The following is a 17,103-nucleotide window of genomic DNA, read 5'->3' on the forward strand; positions in this document are numbered from 1 at the left end:
CTGCGGACGCTTGCGCGTCCTGATCCATCAATCGATCAGAAGTTCAGACCGATGGTGACCGAGAAGCGACGGCCCAGCGCGTCGTAAATGGTCGGGAAGGTGTTACCCGTGTTGAACGCCGTCGAACCAATGGTGCTGCCGACTTCCGGCGGATCCTTGTCGAACAGGTTCTCGATCAGCGCCGAAACGCGGATCTTGTCGGTCACATCGAAGCCCAGGTTGAGATCGAACCAGTTGTAGGCATCGATCGAACGATAGGCCCCGACCACACGGTTCGGGTTGGTGGCGCCGAAGCTGCCCACAACGCCCGGCTGCAAGGTGTTCGGCACGGTGCGGGGTTCCACATCGAAGCCGCTGATGTAGCGCCAGAACAGCGAGGCATCAAAGCCCTTGTAGGTCAGGGTCGAACGCAGGTTCGCCGACCAATCCGGGATCATCACGCTATCGCAATCAACCGAGAAGAAACCTTGGCATTCACGATTGAACGAAGCCGGGCCCGACTGGAAGCGGTTGCGCATCGAGTGGTTGGCGTTGAGGTGGAAGTTGAGGCCCACTTCGCCGAGGTCAACCGCGTAGTTTGCGTTGATATCAATGCCTTCACGCTGGATCTGGCCCAGGTTCGACGGGAACAGCAGCAGACCCTGAACCGAGCCCGGATCACCCGAAAGACCGCCGGTCAGACGATCACGACGGATCAGCTGACAGTTGACGAAGTTCGGATCAGTCTGGCCGAAGCAGCCGCTGACAACGTCACCCACGCCCGGCGAAGTGATCGCATCCTCCACCGTGATGCGATACCAGTCGGCCGAGATCAGCAGCCTCGGAGCAAACGTCGGCTGGAATACGACACCGGCTGACCAGGTGGTCGCGGTTTCGGGTTGCAGGTTGATGTTGCCGCCACCGGTGGTGTTGATCTGACCGGCAATCGGAGCAGGGATGCTGCCCAGACGGCCCGGTGCCGCGCCAACCGCTGCAAGCTGCGCAGCACAGAGCGCCGAGACAGTTGCGTTGGCGGTACCCAGAGCCAGCTGGCACGGGTCGGTCGTCAGGTTGGTTAGCGTGGTGTTCACCGGCGAGAACAGTTCGCCGATGTTCGGCGTACGGGTCGCACGGGTCCACGCCGCGCGGAACTTGATGTCCTCGATCGGAGCCCACTGCACACCGCCCTTGAAGGTCCAGTTGCCGCCCGTAGTGTTGAAGTCCGAATAGCGGAAGCCGCCATCGACCTGCAGCAGGTGAGCGAACGGACGATCTTCAACCAGCGGCACGATCAATTCGCCGTAGAATTCGGTCGAGAAGAACGAACCCTCGGTCCGCTGCACCGCACCGCCTGCGCCAAGGATGGCACCAGCAGTCGAAGTCGGAAGGTCACCGAAGGTAAGGCCCGAGTAACGACGATATTCGGCACCAACCGCGAAGGCGATGGGGGTTTCAGCGATCGGCGACGTCACGCCGAAATCACCGCTGATAATTGCCTGGGCAGTTTCAAAGGTGGTGGTGCTGAAGGTGCTGGTCGGCGTGCCGATGAAAGCCAGCATCTGCGGCGTGATCGAGCCTTCCGGACCAAACAGGTTGAGCGGGACGCAGCCGCCCGACGGATCGGCGCAAGCGGCCGGGTTGGTCGGGTTGACGCGCAGCGCCTGGTTCACACGCGCAAGCAGAGCGTTGCCCGAAACGTTGGTATTGACGCGGTTAGATTCGCCATACTGACCGAAGATATCGAAGTTCACCGTGTTGGTGATCTTACCACGAACACCTGCGGTGAACTGGAACAGATCGGTGGTGAATTCGGTCACACGCGGGCCGGACTCAACGAAGCGACGACCGACCAGCAGGCCCGGAACGTTGGTCCCGTTGGCGATCGCGGTGGCCAGAGCTGCCGGGGTGAGACCGGCAAATTCGGCCAGCTGCTCGCGCATTTGCGTGGTCAGGAACGGGTTGTTGAACGGAACCTGGACCTGGCTGCTGAAGAAGGTGCCCGACGGCGCCAGTTCAGTGCGAACCTTGCTGCGGGTGTAGAGGCCTTCAGCATAGACTTCGATCGCCGGAGCCACTTCGTAGTTGGCCTGAGCCATCATGCTGAAGCGCTCAAGCGGGGTCTGGAAGAGGTTCGGCGGGTTGAAGTTGTAATCCGACAGACCCGGAACGATCTGGCCGTTCTCAAAGCGAGCACCGGGCGCGAACGGACCGGTGGTCGGAACCGGCGAAAGCAACGCGGCCGGGACAGCGGTTGCCGAACCCTGGATCGGGCCGGCGGTCGCAGTGGCGCAGTTGGCATCCGACACCGAAGCCGGGCAAGTCGAACCACGACCAAACAGGCTGAACGCGCGGTCGCCCTGACGAACCGGCTCAGTCTTGGTGTAGTCAAGACCGATGGTCACGTTGCCGCGGCCATCCGAGATGTTGGCGCCGAATGCACCGCTGACGCGGAACTGGCGGCCATCACCACGCTCGGTGATGCCGTTGATCATCTGCAGATCAACGCCTTCGAAATTGCGACGGGTGCTGAAGTTCACAACCCCGGCGATAGCGTCCGCACCATAGGTGGTCACAGCACCGCCGGTCAGCACTTCGAAGCGCTCGATCATGGCGATCGGAATGGCGTTGAGGTCAACCACCGAACCCAGCGTCGAAGGAACAAGACGACGGTTGTTCATCAGCACGAGGTTACGGTTGGCACCCAGACCACGCAGGTTAAGGGTCGCGACACCGCCGTTACCGTTGTTGACCTGCTGACCGACGCCCGGCGCGGCGCCCGGGAGGCGGCGCAGCACGGTTTCGATCGACATCGGCGCCTGAGCAGCGATTTCAGCCGCGTCAACACCGAGCACCGGGTTCGAGAGAACGAGGTTCGAGTCCGCGATGCGCGTACCCGTTCCGGTCACGACGATAACCGCACCCGGCTCTTCGGCGGCAGGCGCAGCGTCATCGGTTTGCTGTGCGAAAGCGGGAGTCGCGGTGAAAGCCAGCGCGATAGCGAGGCTGGCAAGACCGCCCTGCAACTTAAATTTGTTCTGAGACACGTTATTCCCCTCGGGACGTTGGTGATCCAGCCAAACGCAAACCGCAGTAAATTCCAACACTACAGTCCCCGTCCGACATCAGACTGAGATACGCGGTGACCAATTGCACTGTAAAGGCAAGGGCGTAGCCCGCACGTCGCTTAGCAACATTTAGTCGCAAAAATGCAACACTTTTGAATCTTACCGCAAAACCGATTAACCATTCCTTTTCCACTGCTTAATAGCCGCAAGGGATCACATCGAATCCACCCCAGCCCGTTGGCCTGCTTGGGAAATTCATGCCAGGGCAGCGCAAACATGATGGCTCCAAAGCGCGCAGCCTGTCGACAGGACAGCTTGACAGTCCGCGTTGCCGCGCGCACCCATGGGCACTCTAACGGTGGGGTTTTACCGGGAGGACGTCACATGTTCACACGCTGGCTGGCCGATGTGGCCATTACATTCCTCGCTGTTTCTGCATCCGTTGCCCTGGCTCAGCCAGCGCCACCCGCACCTGCGGCTGTGACCGATCCCTCTGTGACGGTTATTGGCGAAAAGCCAGCCACGGCAGAGCCTTCGGACAAGGTCACCGACCCCAAGGATCCCAATTTCGTACGCTGCCGGAGCGAGCCGGTGCTCAATTCGCGCGCCCAGCGGGTCAAGGTGTGCCGCACCAACAAGGAATGGGCTGCGGCTTCGCGGGAGGGGAATCGGCAGACGCAAGAGCTGCTGAATGCGGGGCGCCCCACACAGCCCTCTCCCTGATCGAAGCACAAAGAGGTCGGAAACCGCGGGCGGATCGCACCGCTCGGGCGCTGGCTGCCATAATTATGTTGCGCTCTTGCAACGCTTCGCACTTAAATTTGTAACAATGTGCTCATGCGGCGCTTCGAAGGTTGCGCAGTCGCAACCTTTGCCTTTTAACCAGCGTCAGCATTTTTCCAAAATTGCTGAAAATCCAAAAACAGGGGTACCATCATGATGAATTTGCAGGCGCGCCAGCGTCGGGACGCACTTTTCGTGAGCGCAGGACTCGCTGCCCTCATGGTAGCGATGCCCGCCATGGCGCAGACCACCCAGGCAGAAGAGCCGGTTGACGTCACCACGCAGGCCGCTGAAGAAGCGCCCCAGAGCGGCGCGATCATGGTTACGGGTTCGCGTATCCGCAACCCCAACCTCACTGGGTTTGCGCCGACCACCACGATCGACCGCGAATTCATCGATCAGCGCAACTTCATCAACGTCGCCGACGCCATCAACACGCTGCCGCAGATCCGCGGTTCGGTGACCCCGAACGGCGATCAGGCTGCGTTCGGCCAGGGCGTGAACTTCATCAACAACTTCGGCCTCGGTTCGAACCGCACGCTGACCCTGATCAACGGGCGTCGCGTGGTTTCGTCGAACCCGCCGTCGCTGTTCGGCCCGGCAGCTGCCGGTACGCAGGTTGACGTGAACATCATCCCGGCTGCGCTGGTGAAGGCTGTTGACATCGCCGCAGCGGAAGGTGCGCCGGTTTACGGCTCGGACGCGATCGCGGGCACGGTGAACTTCATCCTTGACGACCGTTACGAAGGCCTTTCGCTCAATGCCACCTCGGGCATCTATGAAGAAGGCGATGGCTTTTCCTACCGCTTTGAAGGTGTCTACGGCACCAAGTTCGCAGGCGGCCGCGGGCACCTCCAGATGTCGGCGTTCTATACTTACACCGATGGCATTCGTCAGAACCAGCGCCAGCTGTTCCTCGATGAACTGACCGTTCAGCCGAACCTTATTGAAGCCGGCCGGCTTGCTCCGGGTGTTGGTTTCGACACCGGCCCGACTGATGGCAACCCCGCGACCGTGGTGTTTCGCGGCCTTGGCCTTTTCCCGCTGTCGAACACCGGCGTGATCTTCGGTGGCCCGCTGGGCGTCACCACCTCGACGGCCCGCCCGACCGGCGCCGTTGGCAACCAGGCGTTCCAGTTCGACGCGGCCGGGAACCTCGTGCCCTATAACGTCGGCACCCGCGTCCGTTCGCTGATTGGCGGCGTTGCGACCCCGAGCGGCAACAACGCGATTGATGGTGACGGCTTCAAGTTCTCTGACTTCGGCCAGCTGACTTCGGATCTGCGCCGTTTCGGGGCGAACCTGTTCGCCAACTATGATCTGACCGACAAGATCAACCTCTTCGTCGAAGCGCAGTATTTCGATTCGCGCGCTGACGAGTTGGTGCAGCAGCCCACCTTCAACACGCCGCTGTTCGGCGGGGCGAGCAGTGCGCTCACCTTCAACGTCAACAACCCGTTCCTGAGCGCGCAGGCGCGCGGGGTTTTGCAGGGCGCGGGCGTGACCAACTTCACCCTGTCGCGCGCGAACGTTGGCTTTGCTGACCTCACCGGCTTTGCGGAAACCGAATTCATGCGCGGTGTCATCGGCGCACGCGGTGATTTCAAGCTGTTCAACAATGACTGGAACTGGGAAACCTCGTTCAACTACGGCAAGTCGAACATCACTGACTTCCGTCAGGACATCAACGTCCAGAACTTCGTGAACGCCACCAACGTTGCCACCAACGCACAAGGCCAGATCGTCTGTGCGGCCAACCTTCCGGGCGGCTTCACCGGGACCCCGGCGCAGGCTGGTTTCAACCCTGTTCCTGACGCAGCGTGTGTGCCGTTCAACTTCTTCGGCAACCAGGCCAGCGCTGCCGCGCTTGACTACGTCACCTCGGATAACGTGACTGAAACCAACCTCGAGCAGGTCGTGTTCAACGCCAACGTCGGCGGCACGCTGTTCAAGTTCAACAACAACGATGTCAGCGTGAACGGCGGTTATGAATACCGCCGCGAGAAGGGCTCGTTCATTCCGTCCGAGTTCGAACAGCTCGGTCGTGGTCGCGGCGCTGCGGTGACCCCGATTGTCGGCGAATACACCCTGAACGAAGTCTTCGGCGAAGTGCTGTTGCCGCTGATCTCGCCGGAAAACGACATGCTGATTGAATCGGCGATCGTCTATGGCCGCGGCCGCTATGTTGACAACACCGTGAACGGCGGGTTCTTCTCGTGGGCAGCTGGCGGCAGCATCGCGCCGATCCAGGACATTGAGTTCCGCGGCAACTTCACGCGTTCGTTCCGCGCCCCGGCGCTGACCGAACTGTTCCTGCCGCAGGCCAATGCGTTCGGGTTCGTGCCTGATCTGTGTATGCCGGGTGCAATCACTGGCGGTGCCAACCCGACCGCCCGTCAGCGCAACTGTCAAGCCTTCCTCGCTGCCTTCCCGAATGTGCAGCGTCCGCAGCAGGCGTCGGTGGCGAGCGTGCCGATCATCGTCGGTGGTAACCCGAGCCTGCTTAACGAACAGGCTGACAGCTACAGCTTCGGCGGGATTTTCCGTCCGCGGTTCCTGCGCAACTTCTCGTTGACGGTAGATTACATCAACATCGCCATCAGCAACCCGATTGCCCAGCTGTCGGTGGCCCAGATCAACTCGGGCTGCTTCGACAACGACAACTTCAACACCGCCGATCCGGCCAACGGCAACTCGTTCTGCTCGTTGATCCGTCGTCAGGCCAATGGTGAAGTCGTCAACGATCCGGGCAACCCGGGCGTGCGCACCGGTTTCCAGAACGGCAATCGTATCGATTACGAAGGCATCCAGAGCGCCATGCTCTATGCCACGTCGCTCGAAGGAATCGGCATCAAGGGCACGCTGCAGGCTCGCGGCGATCTGACCGTGGTGCTGCGTCGCCAGATCGACATCACCGGTGTGGCTCCGGCGCGTTCGGATGCGGTCATCGGCGATCCGACCTGGGCCGGCCAGTTCACGCTGAACTACACCAACAAGCGTTGGGGCATCGGTTCTGTGTGGCGTTACGTTGGCGAACAGCTGTTCTCGCGGTTTGACCGTACGCCGGATGCGCGTCAGTTCGACAAGCTTGATGCCTTCGTCACCACCGACGTGAACGTGTTCTACCGCACGGAAGACAATTTCCGTCTGAACTTTGCGGTGCGCAACCTGTTCGACCGTCGCTGCCAGATCAACGCCGGGTTCTGTATCCCGGCGGGCGTCAACGACTCCTTCGGTCGCCAGTTCACGGTGAACGTCTCGAAGGAATTCTAAGTCCTTCGGAATACCCACAAGAAAAGGCCCCGGGGAACCGGGGCCTTTTTTGTTGGTCTGCGCGGCAGCGATGGCAGCGACGATAGGAGGGCGGCGCTTACGCCACTTGCATCGCCAACTGGCCATCGCCTTCGTCGATCCGCAAGGTGGCACCGTCGGGCAGCTTGCCTTCCAGCAGCATCTCGGCGAGCGGGTCTTGCAGATAGCGCTGCACCGCGCGCTTCAGCGGCCGTGCGCCATAGACCGGGTCATAGCCAACCCGCCCCAGCCAGCGCAGCGCAGCATCGCTAAGATCGAGCGTGATCTTGCGATCCGCGAGGAGCTTTTGCACCCGGCCCACCTGAATGGCGACGATCGGCGCCATGTGCTCCTGCCCCAGCCGGTGGAACAGGATGATCTCATCAAGCCGGTTGAGGAATTCGGGGCGGAAATGCCCGCGCACCACATCCATCACCTGCGGCTCGACACTGGCCACATCCTCGCCATCGGCAAGGCCAGCAAGATACTGGCTGCCGAGGTTTGATGTCAGAATGATCAGCGTGTTCGCGAAATCGACAACCCGGCCCTGCCCATCCGTCAGGCGGCCATCGTCGAGCACTTGCAGCAGCACGTTGAACACGTCGCCATGCGCCTTTTCGACCTCGTCGAACAGCACCACCTGATAGGGGCGGCGGCGCACGGCCTCGGTCAGCACCCCGCCCTCTTCATAGCCGACATAGCCCGGAGGCGCACCTATCAGACGCGCGACTGAATGCTTCTCCATGAATTCGCTCATGTCGATGCGCACCATCGCGCTGTCATCATCAAACAGGAACCCGGCCAAGGCCTTGGTGAGTTCGGTCTTGCCGACCCCCGTCGGGCCAAGGAACAGGAACGAACCAAGCGGCCGCCCCGGATCCTGCAAGCCTGCGCGGGCCCGCCGCACCGCCTTCGACACCGCCTCGATGGCCTGCGACTGGCCGATCACCCGCTTGCCGATGATCTCTTCCATCTGGAGGAGCTTTTCGCGCTCGCCTTCCATCATCTTGTCCATGGGGATGCCGGTCCAGCGGCTGACCACGGCGGCGATATCCTCTTCGGTCACTTCTTCGCGCAGCATGGCATTGGCGGACTGCCCCTGCGCTTCGGCAAGCTGCTTCTCCAGTTCGGGAATGCGCCCGTAGGACAGCTCGCCCGCGCGGGCGAGATCGCCTTCGCGCTGGGCCTGCTCGAGTTCGAGCCGTGCGGCGTCGAGCTGCTCCTTGATCTTGCCCTCGGCCTCGATCTTGTCGCGCTCGTTCTGCCAGCGGGTGGTGAGTTCGGCGGATTGTTGCTCGAGATTGCCGAGTTCCTCGCGCAGGGCCACCAGCCGGTCCTTGGAATTCTGGTCGGTCTCCTTGCTGAGAGCGCTTTCCTCGATCTTGAGCTGGATGATCCGCCGGTCGAGCGCTTCGATCTCCTCGGGCTTGCTCTCCACTTCCATGCGGATGCGGCTCGCCGCCTCGTCCATCAGGTCAATCGCCTTGTCGGGCAGGAAGCGGTTCGCGATATAGCGGTCAGACAGCTTCGCCGCCGCGACAATAGCGCCATCCGTGATCCGCACGCCGTGGTGCAGCTCGTACTTGTCCTTGATCCCGCGCAGAATCGAAATCGTGTCCTCGACCGTCGGCTCGGCGATGAAGACCGGCTGGAACCGCCGCTGGAGCGCAGGGTCCTTCTCGACATATTTCTGGTATTCGTCGAGCGTGGTCGCACCGATGCAATGCAGCTCGCCGCGCGACAGGGCCGGCTTGAGCAGGTTCGAGGCATCCATCGAGCCTTCCGAAGCGCCCGCCCCGATCAGGGTGTGCATCTCGTCGATAAACAGGATGATCTGGCCTTCCGCATGCTTGACCTCGTCGAGCACGGACTTGAGGCGTTCTTCGAACTCGCCGCGATACTTCGCGCCCGCGATCAGCGCGCCCATGTCGAGGCTCATCAGCGTACGGCCCTTGAGGCTGTCGGGCACATCGCCATTGGCGATGCGCAGCGCGAGGCCTTCAGCAATCGCGGTCTTGCCGGTGCCGGGTTCGCCAATCAGCGCCGGGTTGTTCTTGGTGCGGCGAGCGAGGATCTGGATCGTGCGGCGGATTTCCTCGTCGCGGCCGATCACCGGATCAAGCTTGCCGTCACGCGCGGCCTTGGTGAGATCGCGCGCGAATTTCTCCATCGCGTCATAGGTGCTTTCCGCCCCGGCGCTGTCGGCCCGCTTGCCGCCGCGCAAGGCTTCGATGGCGGCGTTGAGCGCTTGCGGCGTGATCCCGGCACCCTTCAGCGCCTCTCCCGCCGCGCCGGGCGCGAGCGCGAGGGCGGTTAGAATGCGCTCGACCGTAACATAGGAATCGCCAGCCTTGTCAGCGAGCTGTTCGGCGGAGTCGAGCACCCGCACCGCATCATTATCGAGCCCCGGCGTGGCCTGCGCGCCGCTTCCGGTGACGGCGGGAATCTTCGCCAGACCGGCATCGACCGCGCTCGCCGCCACAGGAGCCTGCCCGCCGGCGCGCTGGATCAACCCTGCCGCCATGCCTTCGCTGTCTTCGAGCAAGGCCTTGAGGATATGCAGCGGGGTGATCCGCTGGTGGTTCATGCGGATCGCTACAGTCTGGGCGCTTTGCAGGAAGCCCTTGGCGCGGTCGGTAAACTTTTCGAGATTCATGGATGAAACCCCTCCATCAGATTGCCCCGGCTAGATAATGTTGCAAATCAGCAACACAAGGCCTTGACGCAGGCGTGTTCGATCCCGTGCCTGTCGATCATGAAATGGGTCGCGTGCTCGCGCGTGACAAGAGGCTGCGGCGCAACCGCTTCGGCTTGACCTTGCCTGGCGGTCACGCGATGACAAAGCACCGGAATTCGGGGGAGAGACAGACAGATGACGTGGCTTAAAGGCAGCGCGATTGCCTTGGCAGGCGCAGTGGGCCTCGGCGTGGCCGGGCTCGCCGCTTGGGAACCCTTCTTCGCGCATGCGGCCGCCGCACCCGCCGCGCCGCGCACCTATGCGGCCGAGATTATCCGCGATGATTACGGGGTGCCGCATATCTATGGCGACACTGATCCCGATGTCGCCTTCGGCGTCGCAGTCGCCCATGCCGAGGATGATTTCTTCACCTTGCAGGATGTCATTGCGATGAGCCGCGGGCGCTATGGCGCGATTGCGGGCGAGGACGGGGCCAAGGTCGATTTCGTCTATCATCTGATTGATGCGCGCGGCACGGCAGCGCGCGAATTTCCCAAACTGCCGCGCGAAACCCGCGCGCTGCTTGAAGCCTATGCCGCGGGCCTCAACCACTATGCCAGCCAACATCCCGGCGAGATCAAGCTGGCGGATCTCTTCCCGGTGAATGGCGAGGATATCGCGGCGGGCTTTGCGCTGCGTCAGCCGTTCTTCTTCGGGCTTGATAGCGTAATCGGCCCGCTGGTGGCGGGTAAGCCACTGCGCCCCGAACATGGGCCCGATATTCCCGGCTTCCCGCGCGAGAAGATCGGCGATGGTTCAGCGGTTGCCGCAGCGGCCGCCCCGACGCGCGCTGGCCGCCGCTTGGTGCTGCCGCTGGGGGAGGAGGCCGAACATCTCGGCTCCAACGCCTTTGCCGTGCGGCCTGAAAAATCGGGCGGGCCGACGACGCTGATCTCGAATTCGCACCAACCCCTGCGCGGCGGCGTGGCATGGTACGAACTCGTCGTCGAGAGCGGTGAAGGCTGGCACTTTGCCGGTGCCAACTTCCCGGGCTCGCCCTTCCCCTTCCTCGGGCATAACGAGGATCTCGGCTGGACCAACACCGTCAACCGCCCCGACATGATCGATGTCTACCAGTTGGAACTGGATGCGAGCGGCACGCGCTACAAGCTGGATGGCGCATGGCGCGATCTCGAAACGCGCGAGGTGATCCTCCCCGTTAAAGTCGGCCCGCTGGTGCTGCCCGTGCCGCGCACGGTGCATCGCAGCGTGCACGGCCCGGTGATCGTGAACGACAAGGGCGCCTTTGCCATCCGCTATGGCGGGATGGGCAAGCTGGATCAGCTTGATGCCTATTACCGGCTCAACAAGGCGCGCGATCTGTCGGAATGGCAGGGGCAATTGGCGCGCATGGCGATCCCGTCGACCAATTTCATCTATGCCGACAAGGCGGGCAACATCGCCTATGTCTACAACGCCGCCCTGCCTGCGCGCCCCGAACTGGACGCCGTCACAGCCGATTGGCGCAGCGTGCTGCCGGGCAACCGTTCCGATCTGATCTGGCAAGGCGCGGTCGGCTATGATCGCCTGCCGAAGCTGATCAACCCGGCATCAGGCTGGATTTACAATGCCAACAACGAGCCCTGGACCGCCGCGGGCGCACGCGATGATCTGAAGCCAGCCGATTTCTCCCCGGTGCTTGGCATCGAAGAGAAACAGACCAACCGTTCGCGCCGCGCCTACAAGCTGCTTTCCGAAGCGGACAAGCTCGATCGCGCCACGCTCGCCCGGATCAAGTATGACACCGGCTATGAACGCGCGGGCTATGTCGCGACCCTGTGGGATGCGCTTGCCAAGCTCAAGGCCACGGGTCAGCTTGCCGAGGCGCGCGATCTGCTGCTGACCTGGGATTTCGCCGCCGATGGCAAGCACCCGGCTGATAGCCTCGCGCTGCTGGTGATCCGCGATTTCATGTCGGCGGAATATGGCAACAAGCCGATGCCCGATGTGGCGGAGAAATTGCAGGCGGCCAGCGATCACCTGACCGAACATTTTGGTCGGCTCGATCCGCCGATGGGCGAACTGCTGCGGCTGCGGCAAGGCAAGCGCGATCTGCCGCTTGATGGCGGCTCGGACACGCTGCGCGCCTCAACCACGTGGGATGTCGCGGAGGATGGCCGGCTCAGCCTCAAGCATGGCGACAGCTTCATCCAATGGGTCGAATGGCTGCCCGGTCAGCCGGTGCGCTCGCAATCGATCCAGCCCTTCGGTGCAGCCACCACCCGGCCCGCCAGCCCGCATTACACGGATCAGATGAAGCTGTTCGTCGATCATAAGCTGAAGCCTGTCCATTTCTGGCGCACTGATGTGGTTTCGCACGCGCGCGCGCGCTACCGCGTCACCAATCGTTCCTGACTGTTCTTTTTCCATCCACCCAACCGGAGATCTCGATGTCTCATCGCCTTGCTTCTGCCAGCCTTGCCGCGCTTGCGCTGGCGCTTGTTGCCACCCCGCTCAGCCCCGTGCTCGCGCAATCGCGCGCAGCCGCCACACCCGCGAGCAATGGGGCCGCCCCCAGCCTGACCGATCTCGTCGCGCAGGTTTCGATCCCCTATGAGCAGTTCAAGCTTGAAAACGGCCTCACCGTGATTGTCCACGAAGACCGCAAGGCGCCGATCGTCGGCGTCGCAGTGTGGTACAATGTCGGTTCGAAGGACGAGCCCAAGGGCAAGACCGGCTTTGCCCACCTGTTCGAACACCTGATGTTCAACGGTTCGGAAAACGCGCCGCAGGACTATTTCCAATATCTCGCCGAAATGGGCGCGACCGATTACAACGGCACCACCAATTTCGACCGCACCAATTATTTCCAAACCGTGCCGAGCCCGGCGCTCGAACGGGCCTTGTGGCTGGAAAGCGACCGCATGGGCTATCTGCTCGGTGCGGTGACGCAGGAGAAGCTCGATAACCAGCGCGGCGTGGTGCAGAACGAAAAGCGTCAAGGCGATAACCAGCCCGGCGGTCTCGTGTTCTACGAAATCCTCAAGACGCTGTTCCCCGAAGGCCACCCCTATCATCACTCGGTGATCGGCTCGATGGCGGATCTTGACGCCGCCTCGATGGAAGATGTGCGCGCGTGGTTCCGCGATAAGTATGGCCCGAACAATGCCACGCTGGTGCTGGCCGGCGATGTCTCGCCCGCCGAAGCCCGCGTGCTGGTGGAGAAGTATTTCGGCCCGATCGCCCGCGGCCCTGTCAACACCCCGGCGGCAGCGCCCGTCCCGGTGCTGGGCGAGCCGGTGCGCAAGGTGATGAAGGATCAGGTCGCGGCCACCCGCGTGACCCGCTATTGGCCCGCCCCCGGCCTGACCGATGATGAACTGGCCGCGCTCAGCGTCGGCGCCAGCATCCTCGGCGGCCTTGAATCGAGCCGTCTCGATCAGGTGCTGGTGCGTGACGAACAGCTTGCGGTTGCGGTTTCAGCCAGCAATTCGCCGTTCCAGCGGGTCGGCATCCTGTCGGTGACAGCGGTGCTGCGCCCCGGCGTGGAACTGGCCAAGCTCGAAGCGCGGCTCGATCAATTGGTGGCCGAATATGTCGCCACTGGCCCGACCGAGGATGAAGTGCGCCGCGCTGCCACCAGCGAGCTCGCAAGCACGATCCGCGGGCTTGAACAGGTAGGCGGGTTCGGCGGCAAGGCGGTGACGCTGGCGCAGGGCGAAGTGCTCGCGGGTGATCCGGCGTTCTATTCGCGCCAGCTCAACACGCTCGCCAAGCTGACCCCGGCCGATGTGAAGGCGGCGATGCAGCGCTGGTTCACCAAGCCGGCCTTCACGCTGGTGCTCGAACCGGGCGCGCGCGATGCGACCTATGAAGAAGCCGCCTCGGTTGGCGCGACGACCAACGCTTCGGAACGTGATCGGGCTTCGGAAACGCTCACTGTCACGGTCGAGCGGCCCAAGCCCGCGATCGACAAGACGGCCGAGCTCGATTTCCCGACGCTCGAACGCGCCACGCTGAAGAATGGCATGAAGGTGACTTATGCGCGCCGCACCGCTGTGCCGGCAACCTATGTCAGCCTGTCCTTCGACGCTGGCAGCGCGGCTGATCCGGCAGACAAGCGCGGCTTGGCGGATCTGACCACCGGCCTGTTCAATCAGGGCACCGCCAAGCTGACCTCGCAGCAGATCGCCGAGGCGAGCGAGCGGCTCGGCCTCAGCATCACCACCGGCGGCGGCGCGGACCGTTCGACTTTCACGCTGTCGGCGCTGACGGCAAACCTTGCCCCGTCGCTCGATCTGCTGCGGCAGGTGGTGCGCGAGCCGGCCTTCGCCCCTGCTGATCTCGAACGTGTGCGCGCGCAGACGATCACCGGCATCCAGCAGGCGATGAAGTCGCCGCAAGGTGTGGCCACCCGCGCGGTCGGCCCGGAAATCTTCGGTGCCAACAGCCCCTATGGCGGCAACCCGACGGTGGAAAGCGTGCGCGCGATCACCCGCGAGGATCTCGTCGGTTTCAAGGATAGCTGGATCCGGCCCGACAATGGCGAGGTCTTCGTGATCTCGGACAAGCCTCTGGCCGAGATCGTGACCGCACTGGATGCGTCCTTCGGCAATTGGCAGGCCCCCGCGACCAAGAAGGCCACCAAGACCTTCACCGCCGCCCCGGCACAGCCCAAGGGCAACCGGGTGATCCTGATCAACCGGCCCAATTCGCCGCAGAGCTTCATCCTCGGGGCGCAGCTGACCCCGCTTGATGGTGCCTCGCGCGCGCTGGTGGATTTCAACAGCGCCAACAATGCGCTGGGCGGCAACTTCCTCGCCCGTCTCAACATGAACCTGCGTGAGACCAAGGGCTGGAGCTATGGCGTGCGCGGCGCCGCGCAGCCGCGGGAAAAGGCGGTGATCTACAACATCTCGGGCGGGGTGCAAGCTGATCGCACCGGCGATTCGCTCGCCGAGATGATCCGCGAAACCCGCGAATTCCTCACCACCAGTGGGGTGAAGGAAGAAGAGCTCGTCCGCAGCAAGGCATCGGAAATCGGTGAATTGCCGGGCCGCTTCGAAACCTCGCCTGCCGTGCTCGGTGCGATGCAGAGCCTCGCGCTCTATCGCCGCCCCGATAATTACTACGAAACGCTGGTCGGCCAGTATCGCGCCCAGACCCGCGAAAGCCTCGATGCCGCTGCCCGCAGCGCGCTGAACCCCGATGGCTTTGTGTGGATCGTGGTGGGTGATGCCGCAAAGGTGCGCGCGCAGCTCGCCCCGCTGGGCCTGCCGGTGGAGGAACGCGAACTGCCCGCGACCGAGTAAGTCGCACGATTGCCACGCAAATCGGCCATAAGCGGTTGATGCGGGCTGACACTGGTGTAAACAAGCGACCGGATTGCACGGTCGGGAGGGCCCACCGCGCCAGCCTCAGCCCGCCGCCGCCGGATGGCCGGATCGGCAAGTAAGGAGATAGAGAATGTCTGTTGCAGGAACTTGGAACACTGTTGTCAAAAGCCCGATGGGCGATCAGACCGGCACGCTCACCGTGGTGGTCGATGGCGACAGCTTCAGCGGCCAGATGGCTGGCGGCATGGGTTCGATGGATGTGGTTGACGGCAAGGTTGCCGGCAACACGCTGACCTGGAAGATGAACATGGTCGTGCCAATGCCGATGACGCTGGATTGCGAAGCCACTGTCGATGGTGACACCATCACCGGCGCGGTGAACGCCGGTGCGTTCGGCGCCATGCCGCTTTCGGGCACCCGCGCCTGATCTGACGCGTCCTTCACGGGATAAAGAAACCGCCGGAGCGCCGCTGCGCTACCGGCGGTTTTCTTTTGGAGGGCAAGGAGGCGGGACACGCTCCTCGCAAGATCACGGCTATTTCACCGCGAAATCGAAAATGCGCGCGCCGGCAACCCCGCCCGACAGGCCAGGCCCGGAACCGCCGACCAGCGCAAAGAGGAAGCCATATTCGCCGGGCTCCAACGGCCTGTCCGGCGTGATCTTGTAAACATAGGTCGAGACCTGTTCGTAGGAGAAGGGGATCTGATCCTTGTCCATCACGCCGGTCTTGGCGCCGGCAAGGTTGAGGCTGCCGACCCGTGCTTCGCGCCGCCCCTTCTTCTCTTCGAGATCGATCAGCGAAAGTTCGTTCGGGCTCTGGATGGTGTTGCCAAACCCGGTTGAAAACACCGCCGATTGCGAAGGGCCCGGCGGATCAAAGAAGACGTAGAAGACCGGCCGCGCACTGGCAGCCTGCTGCTTTGCGGTGGTGCCCGGGATCACGGCCTTGACGCTGGCCGTGGCGATCCCGCCTGAGAGGGCATATCCAAGGATCCCGCCTGTCTTGGTCTGCGTCGAGGCGACAGGGTCAATCTTGAACATGCGCGGCGCACCGCCCGCCGCACCCATGATGTAGAAGCCGGGGGTGTGCGGAACCGCCGGATCAGGTGAGGCATCATCATATTCGATATTGGCGCTCTTGCTTTTGACCATCGCGGCAATCACCGAGCTGGGCACGCCCTGCGCGCGCAGGGCCAGCAGCGTCTTGGTATCGGTTTCAAAGCTGCCCTTGCTGGTCTCGATCTTGGCGATCACCGCCTGCTCGCCCAGCCCCGCTTCCAGCAAGGCGACGACGTCGGCATTGGTCAGCGTTTCCGCGTGGGCGAGCGACGAAAGGCTCATCGCCGCCGCGGCCACGCACAGGGCCAGTTTCCTCGTGGTATGCATTTCCCCTCCCCTTTCATGCCCATGGCCGATCCGCGCCCATAAGCCCCTTGCTTTTGCTGTATTTTTGGCGCGTCCACAAGCTGCGATTGGCGGGCCACCTGCCCTTGCCTGTTCACAGCTTCCCGCGCAGCGCCTGATAGGCCGCAGCGGCGACAGTGTTGGCGAGGTTCAAGGAGCGGATCACGTCCGAGCGCATCGGCAGCTTGAACAGCCGTTCGGGATGGCGCGCGATAATCGGCTGCGGAATGCCCTTGGTTTCCTGCCCGAAGACGAGGAAGGCATCCTCTGGGTATGCGGGCTCATAGAAGGAGCGCGCACCGAACTCCTCGAACAGGAAGAGTTGATCGGCGCGCGGGGTGCGGGCTTCGAGAAAGGCATCCCAGCTCGCGTATTCCGTCAGGCGGACATGCGGCCAGTAATCAAGGCCCGAACGCTTCACCCGCTTGTCGCTGATCTCGAAGCCCAAGGGGTGGATCAGGATCAACTCCATGTCGAGCGCGACACAAGTGCGCCCCACCGCCCCGGTGTTGCCGGGAATTTCGGGCTGGATAAGGACGATGGCGGTCATCGGGCGAAGCCCATCAG

At 62.9% G+C, this 17,103-nt stretch carries 9 protein-coding genes; 5 read left to right on the forward strand and 4 right to left on the reverse strand.

Annotated features, from left to right (window positions below; translation table 11 throughout):
• Positions 1-35: 35 nt before the first annotated feature.
• Positions 36-3,080 (reverse strand): TonB-dependent receptor domain-containing protein, encoded by a 3,045-nt coding sequence (locus SOQ14_RS04700; protein WP_322896904.1) that lies wholly within the window; start codon positions 3,078-3,080, stop codon positions 36-38.
• 444 nt (positions 3,081-3,524) lie between these two features.
• On the opposite strand from SOQ14_RS04700, the gene SOQ14_RS04705 reads away from it, so the two are divergent.
• Complete coding sequence (locus SOQ14_RS04705; RefSeq protein WP_322896905.1) at positions 3,525-3,767, forward strand: hypothetical protein; 243 nt, start codon at positions 3,525-3,527, stop codon at positions 3,765-3,767.
• Positions 3,768-4,046: 279 nt separating this feature from the next.
• Positions 4,047-7,100: a TonB-dependent receptor domain-containing protein gene (locus SOQ14_RS04710; RefSeq protein ID WP_322896907.1), complete on the forward strand. Its 3,054-nt coding sequence runs from the start codon at positions 4,047-4,049 to the stop codon at positions 7,098-7,100.
• A 97-nt stretch (positions 7,101-7,197) separates the two neighbouring features.
• On the opposite strand, the gene clpB is transcribed toward SOQ14_RS04710, so the two are convergent.
• On the reverse strand, positions 7,198-9,774 hold the full coding sequence (clpB, locus tag SOQ14_RS04715; RefSeq protein ID WP_322896908.1) for an ATP-dependent chaperone ClpB: 2,577 nt from the start codon (positions 9,772-9,774) through the stop codon (positions 7,198-7,200).
• 216 nt (positions 9,775-9,990) lie between these two features.
• On the opposite strand from clpB, the gene SOQ14_RS04720 reads away from it, so the two are divergent.
• The 3 genes from SOQ14_RS04720 to SOQ14_RS04730 all read left to right on the forward strand — a co-directional run bounded on the left by SOQ14_RS04720 (position 9,991) and on the right by SOQ14_RS04730 (position 15,558).
• Complete coding sequence (locus SOQ14_RS04720) at positions 9,991-12,210, forward strand: acylase (RefSeq protein WP_322896909.1); 2,220 nt, start codon at positions 9,991-9,993, stop codon at positions 12,208-12,210.
• Between the two features lie 35 nt (positions 12,211-12,245).
• A complete protein-coding gene (locus SOQ14_RS04725) occupies positions 12,246-15,107 on the forward strand; it encodes a M16 family metallopeptidase (RefSeq protein ID WP_322896910.1) in 2,862 nt (953 codons plus the stop codon).
• A gap of 154 nt (positions 15,108-15,261) precedes the next feature.
• Positions 15,262-15,558 (forward strand): hypothetical protein, encoded by a 297-nt coding sequence (locus SOQ14_RS04730; protein WP_322896911.1) that lies wholly within the window; start codon positions 15,262-15,264, stop codon positions 15,556-15,558.
• A gap of 108 nt (positions 15,559-15,666) precedes the next feature.
• On the opposite strand, the gene SOQ14_RS04735 is transcribed toward SOQ14_RS04730, so the two are convergent.
• Both SOQ14_RS04735 and SOQ14_RS04740 read right to left on the reverse strand, forming a co-directional pair.
• Positions 15,667-16,518, reverse strand: a complete 852-nt coding sequence (locus SOQ14_RS04735; protein WP_322896912.1) for a hypothetical protein — start codon at positions 16,516-16,518, stop codon at positions 15,667-15,669.
• A gap of 112 nt (positions 16,519-16,630) precedes the next feature.
• A complete protein-coding gene (locus SOQ14_RS04740) occupies positions 16,631-17,086 on the reverse strand; it encodes a tRNA (cytidine(34)-2'-O)-methyltransferase (protein ID WP_322896913.1) in 456 nt (151 codons plus the stop codon).
• Positions 17,087-17,103 lie beyond the last annotated feature (17 nt).

The organism is Erythrobacter epiphyticus (assembly GCF_034653295.1).
Lineage (GTDB): Bacteria > Pseudomonadota > Alphaproteobacteria > Sphingomonadales > Sphingomonadaceae > Erythrobacter.

Bases quoted from the DNA above. Each gene is read 5' to 3' on its own strand.
- SOQ14_RS04710 (WP_322896907.1), top strand. From the start codon at position 4,047: ATGGTAGCGATGCCCGCCATGGCGCAGACCACCCAGGCAGAAGAGCCG.
- clpB (WP_322896908.1), bottom strand. From the start codon at position 9,774: ATGAATCTCGAAAAGTTTACCGACCGCGCCAAGGGCTTCCTGCAAAGC.
- SOQ14_RS04720 (WP_322896909.1), top strand. From the start codon at position 9,991: ATGACGTGGCTTAAAGGCAGCGCGATTGCCTTGGCAGGCGCAGTGGGC.
- SOQ14_RS04725 (WP_322896910.1), top strand. From the start codon at position 12,246: ATGTCTCATCGCCTTGCTTCTGCCAGCCTTGCCGCGCTTGCGCTGGCG.
- SOQ14_RS04730 (WP_322896911.1), top strand. From the start codon at position 15,262: ATGTCTGTTGCAGGAACTTGGAACACTGTTGTCAAAAGCCCGATGGGC.
- SOQ14_RS04735 (WP_322896912.1), bottom strand. From the start codon at position 16,518: ATGCATACCACGAGGAAACTGGCCCTGTGCGTGGCCGCGGCGGCGATG.
- SOQ14_RS04740 (WP_322896913.1), bottom strand. From the start codon at position 17,086: ATGACCGCCATCGTCCTTATCCAGCCCGAAATTCCCGGCAACACCGGG.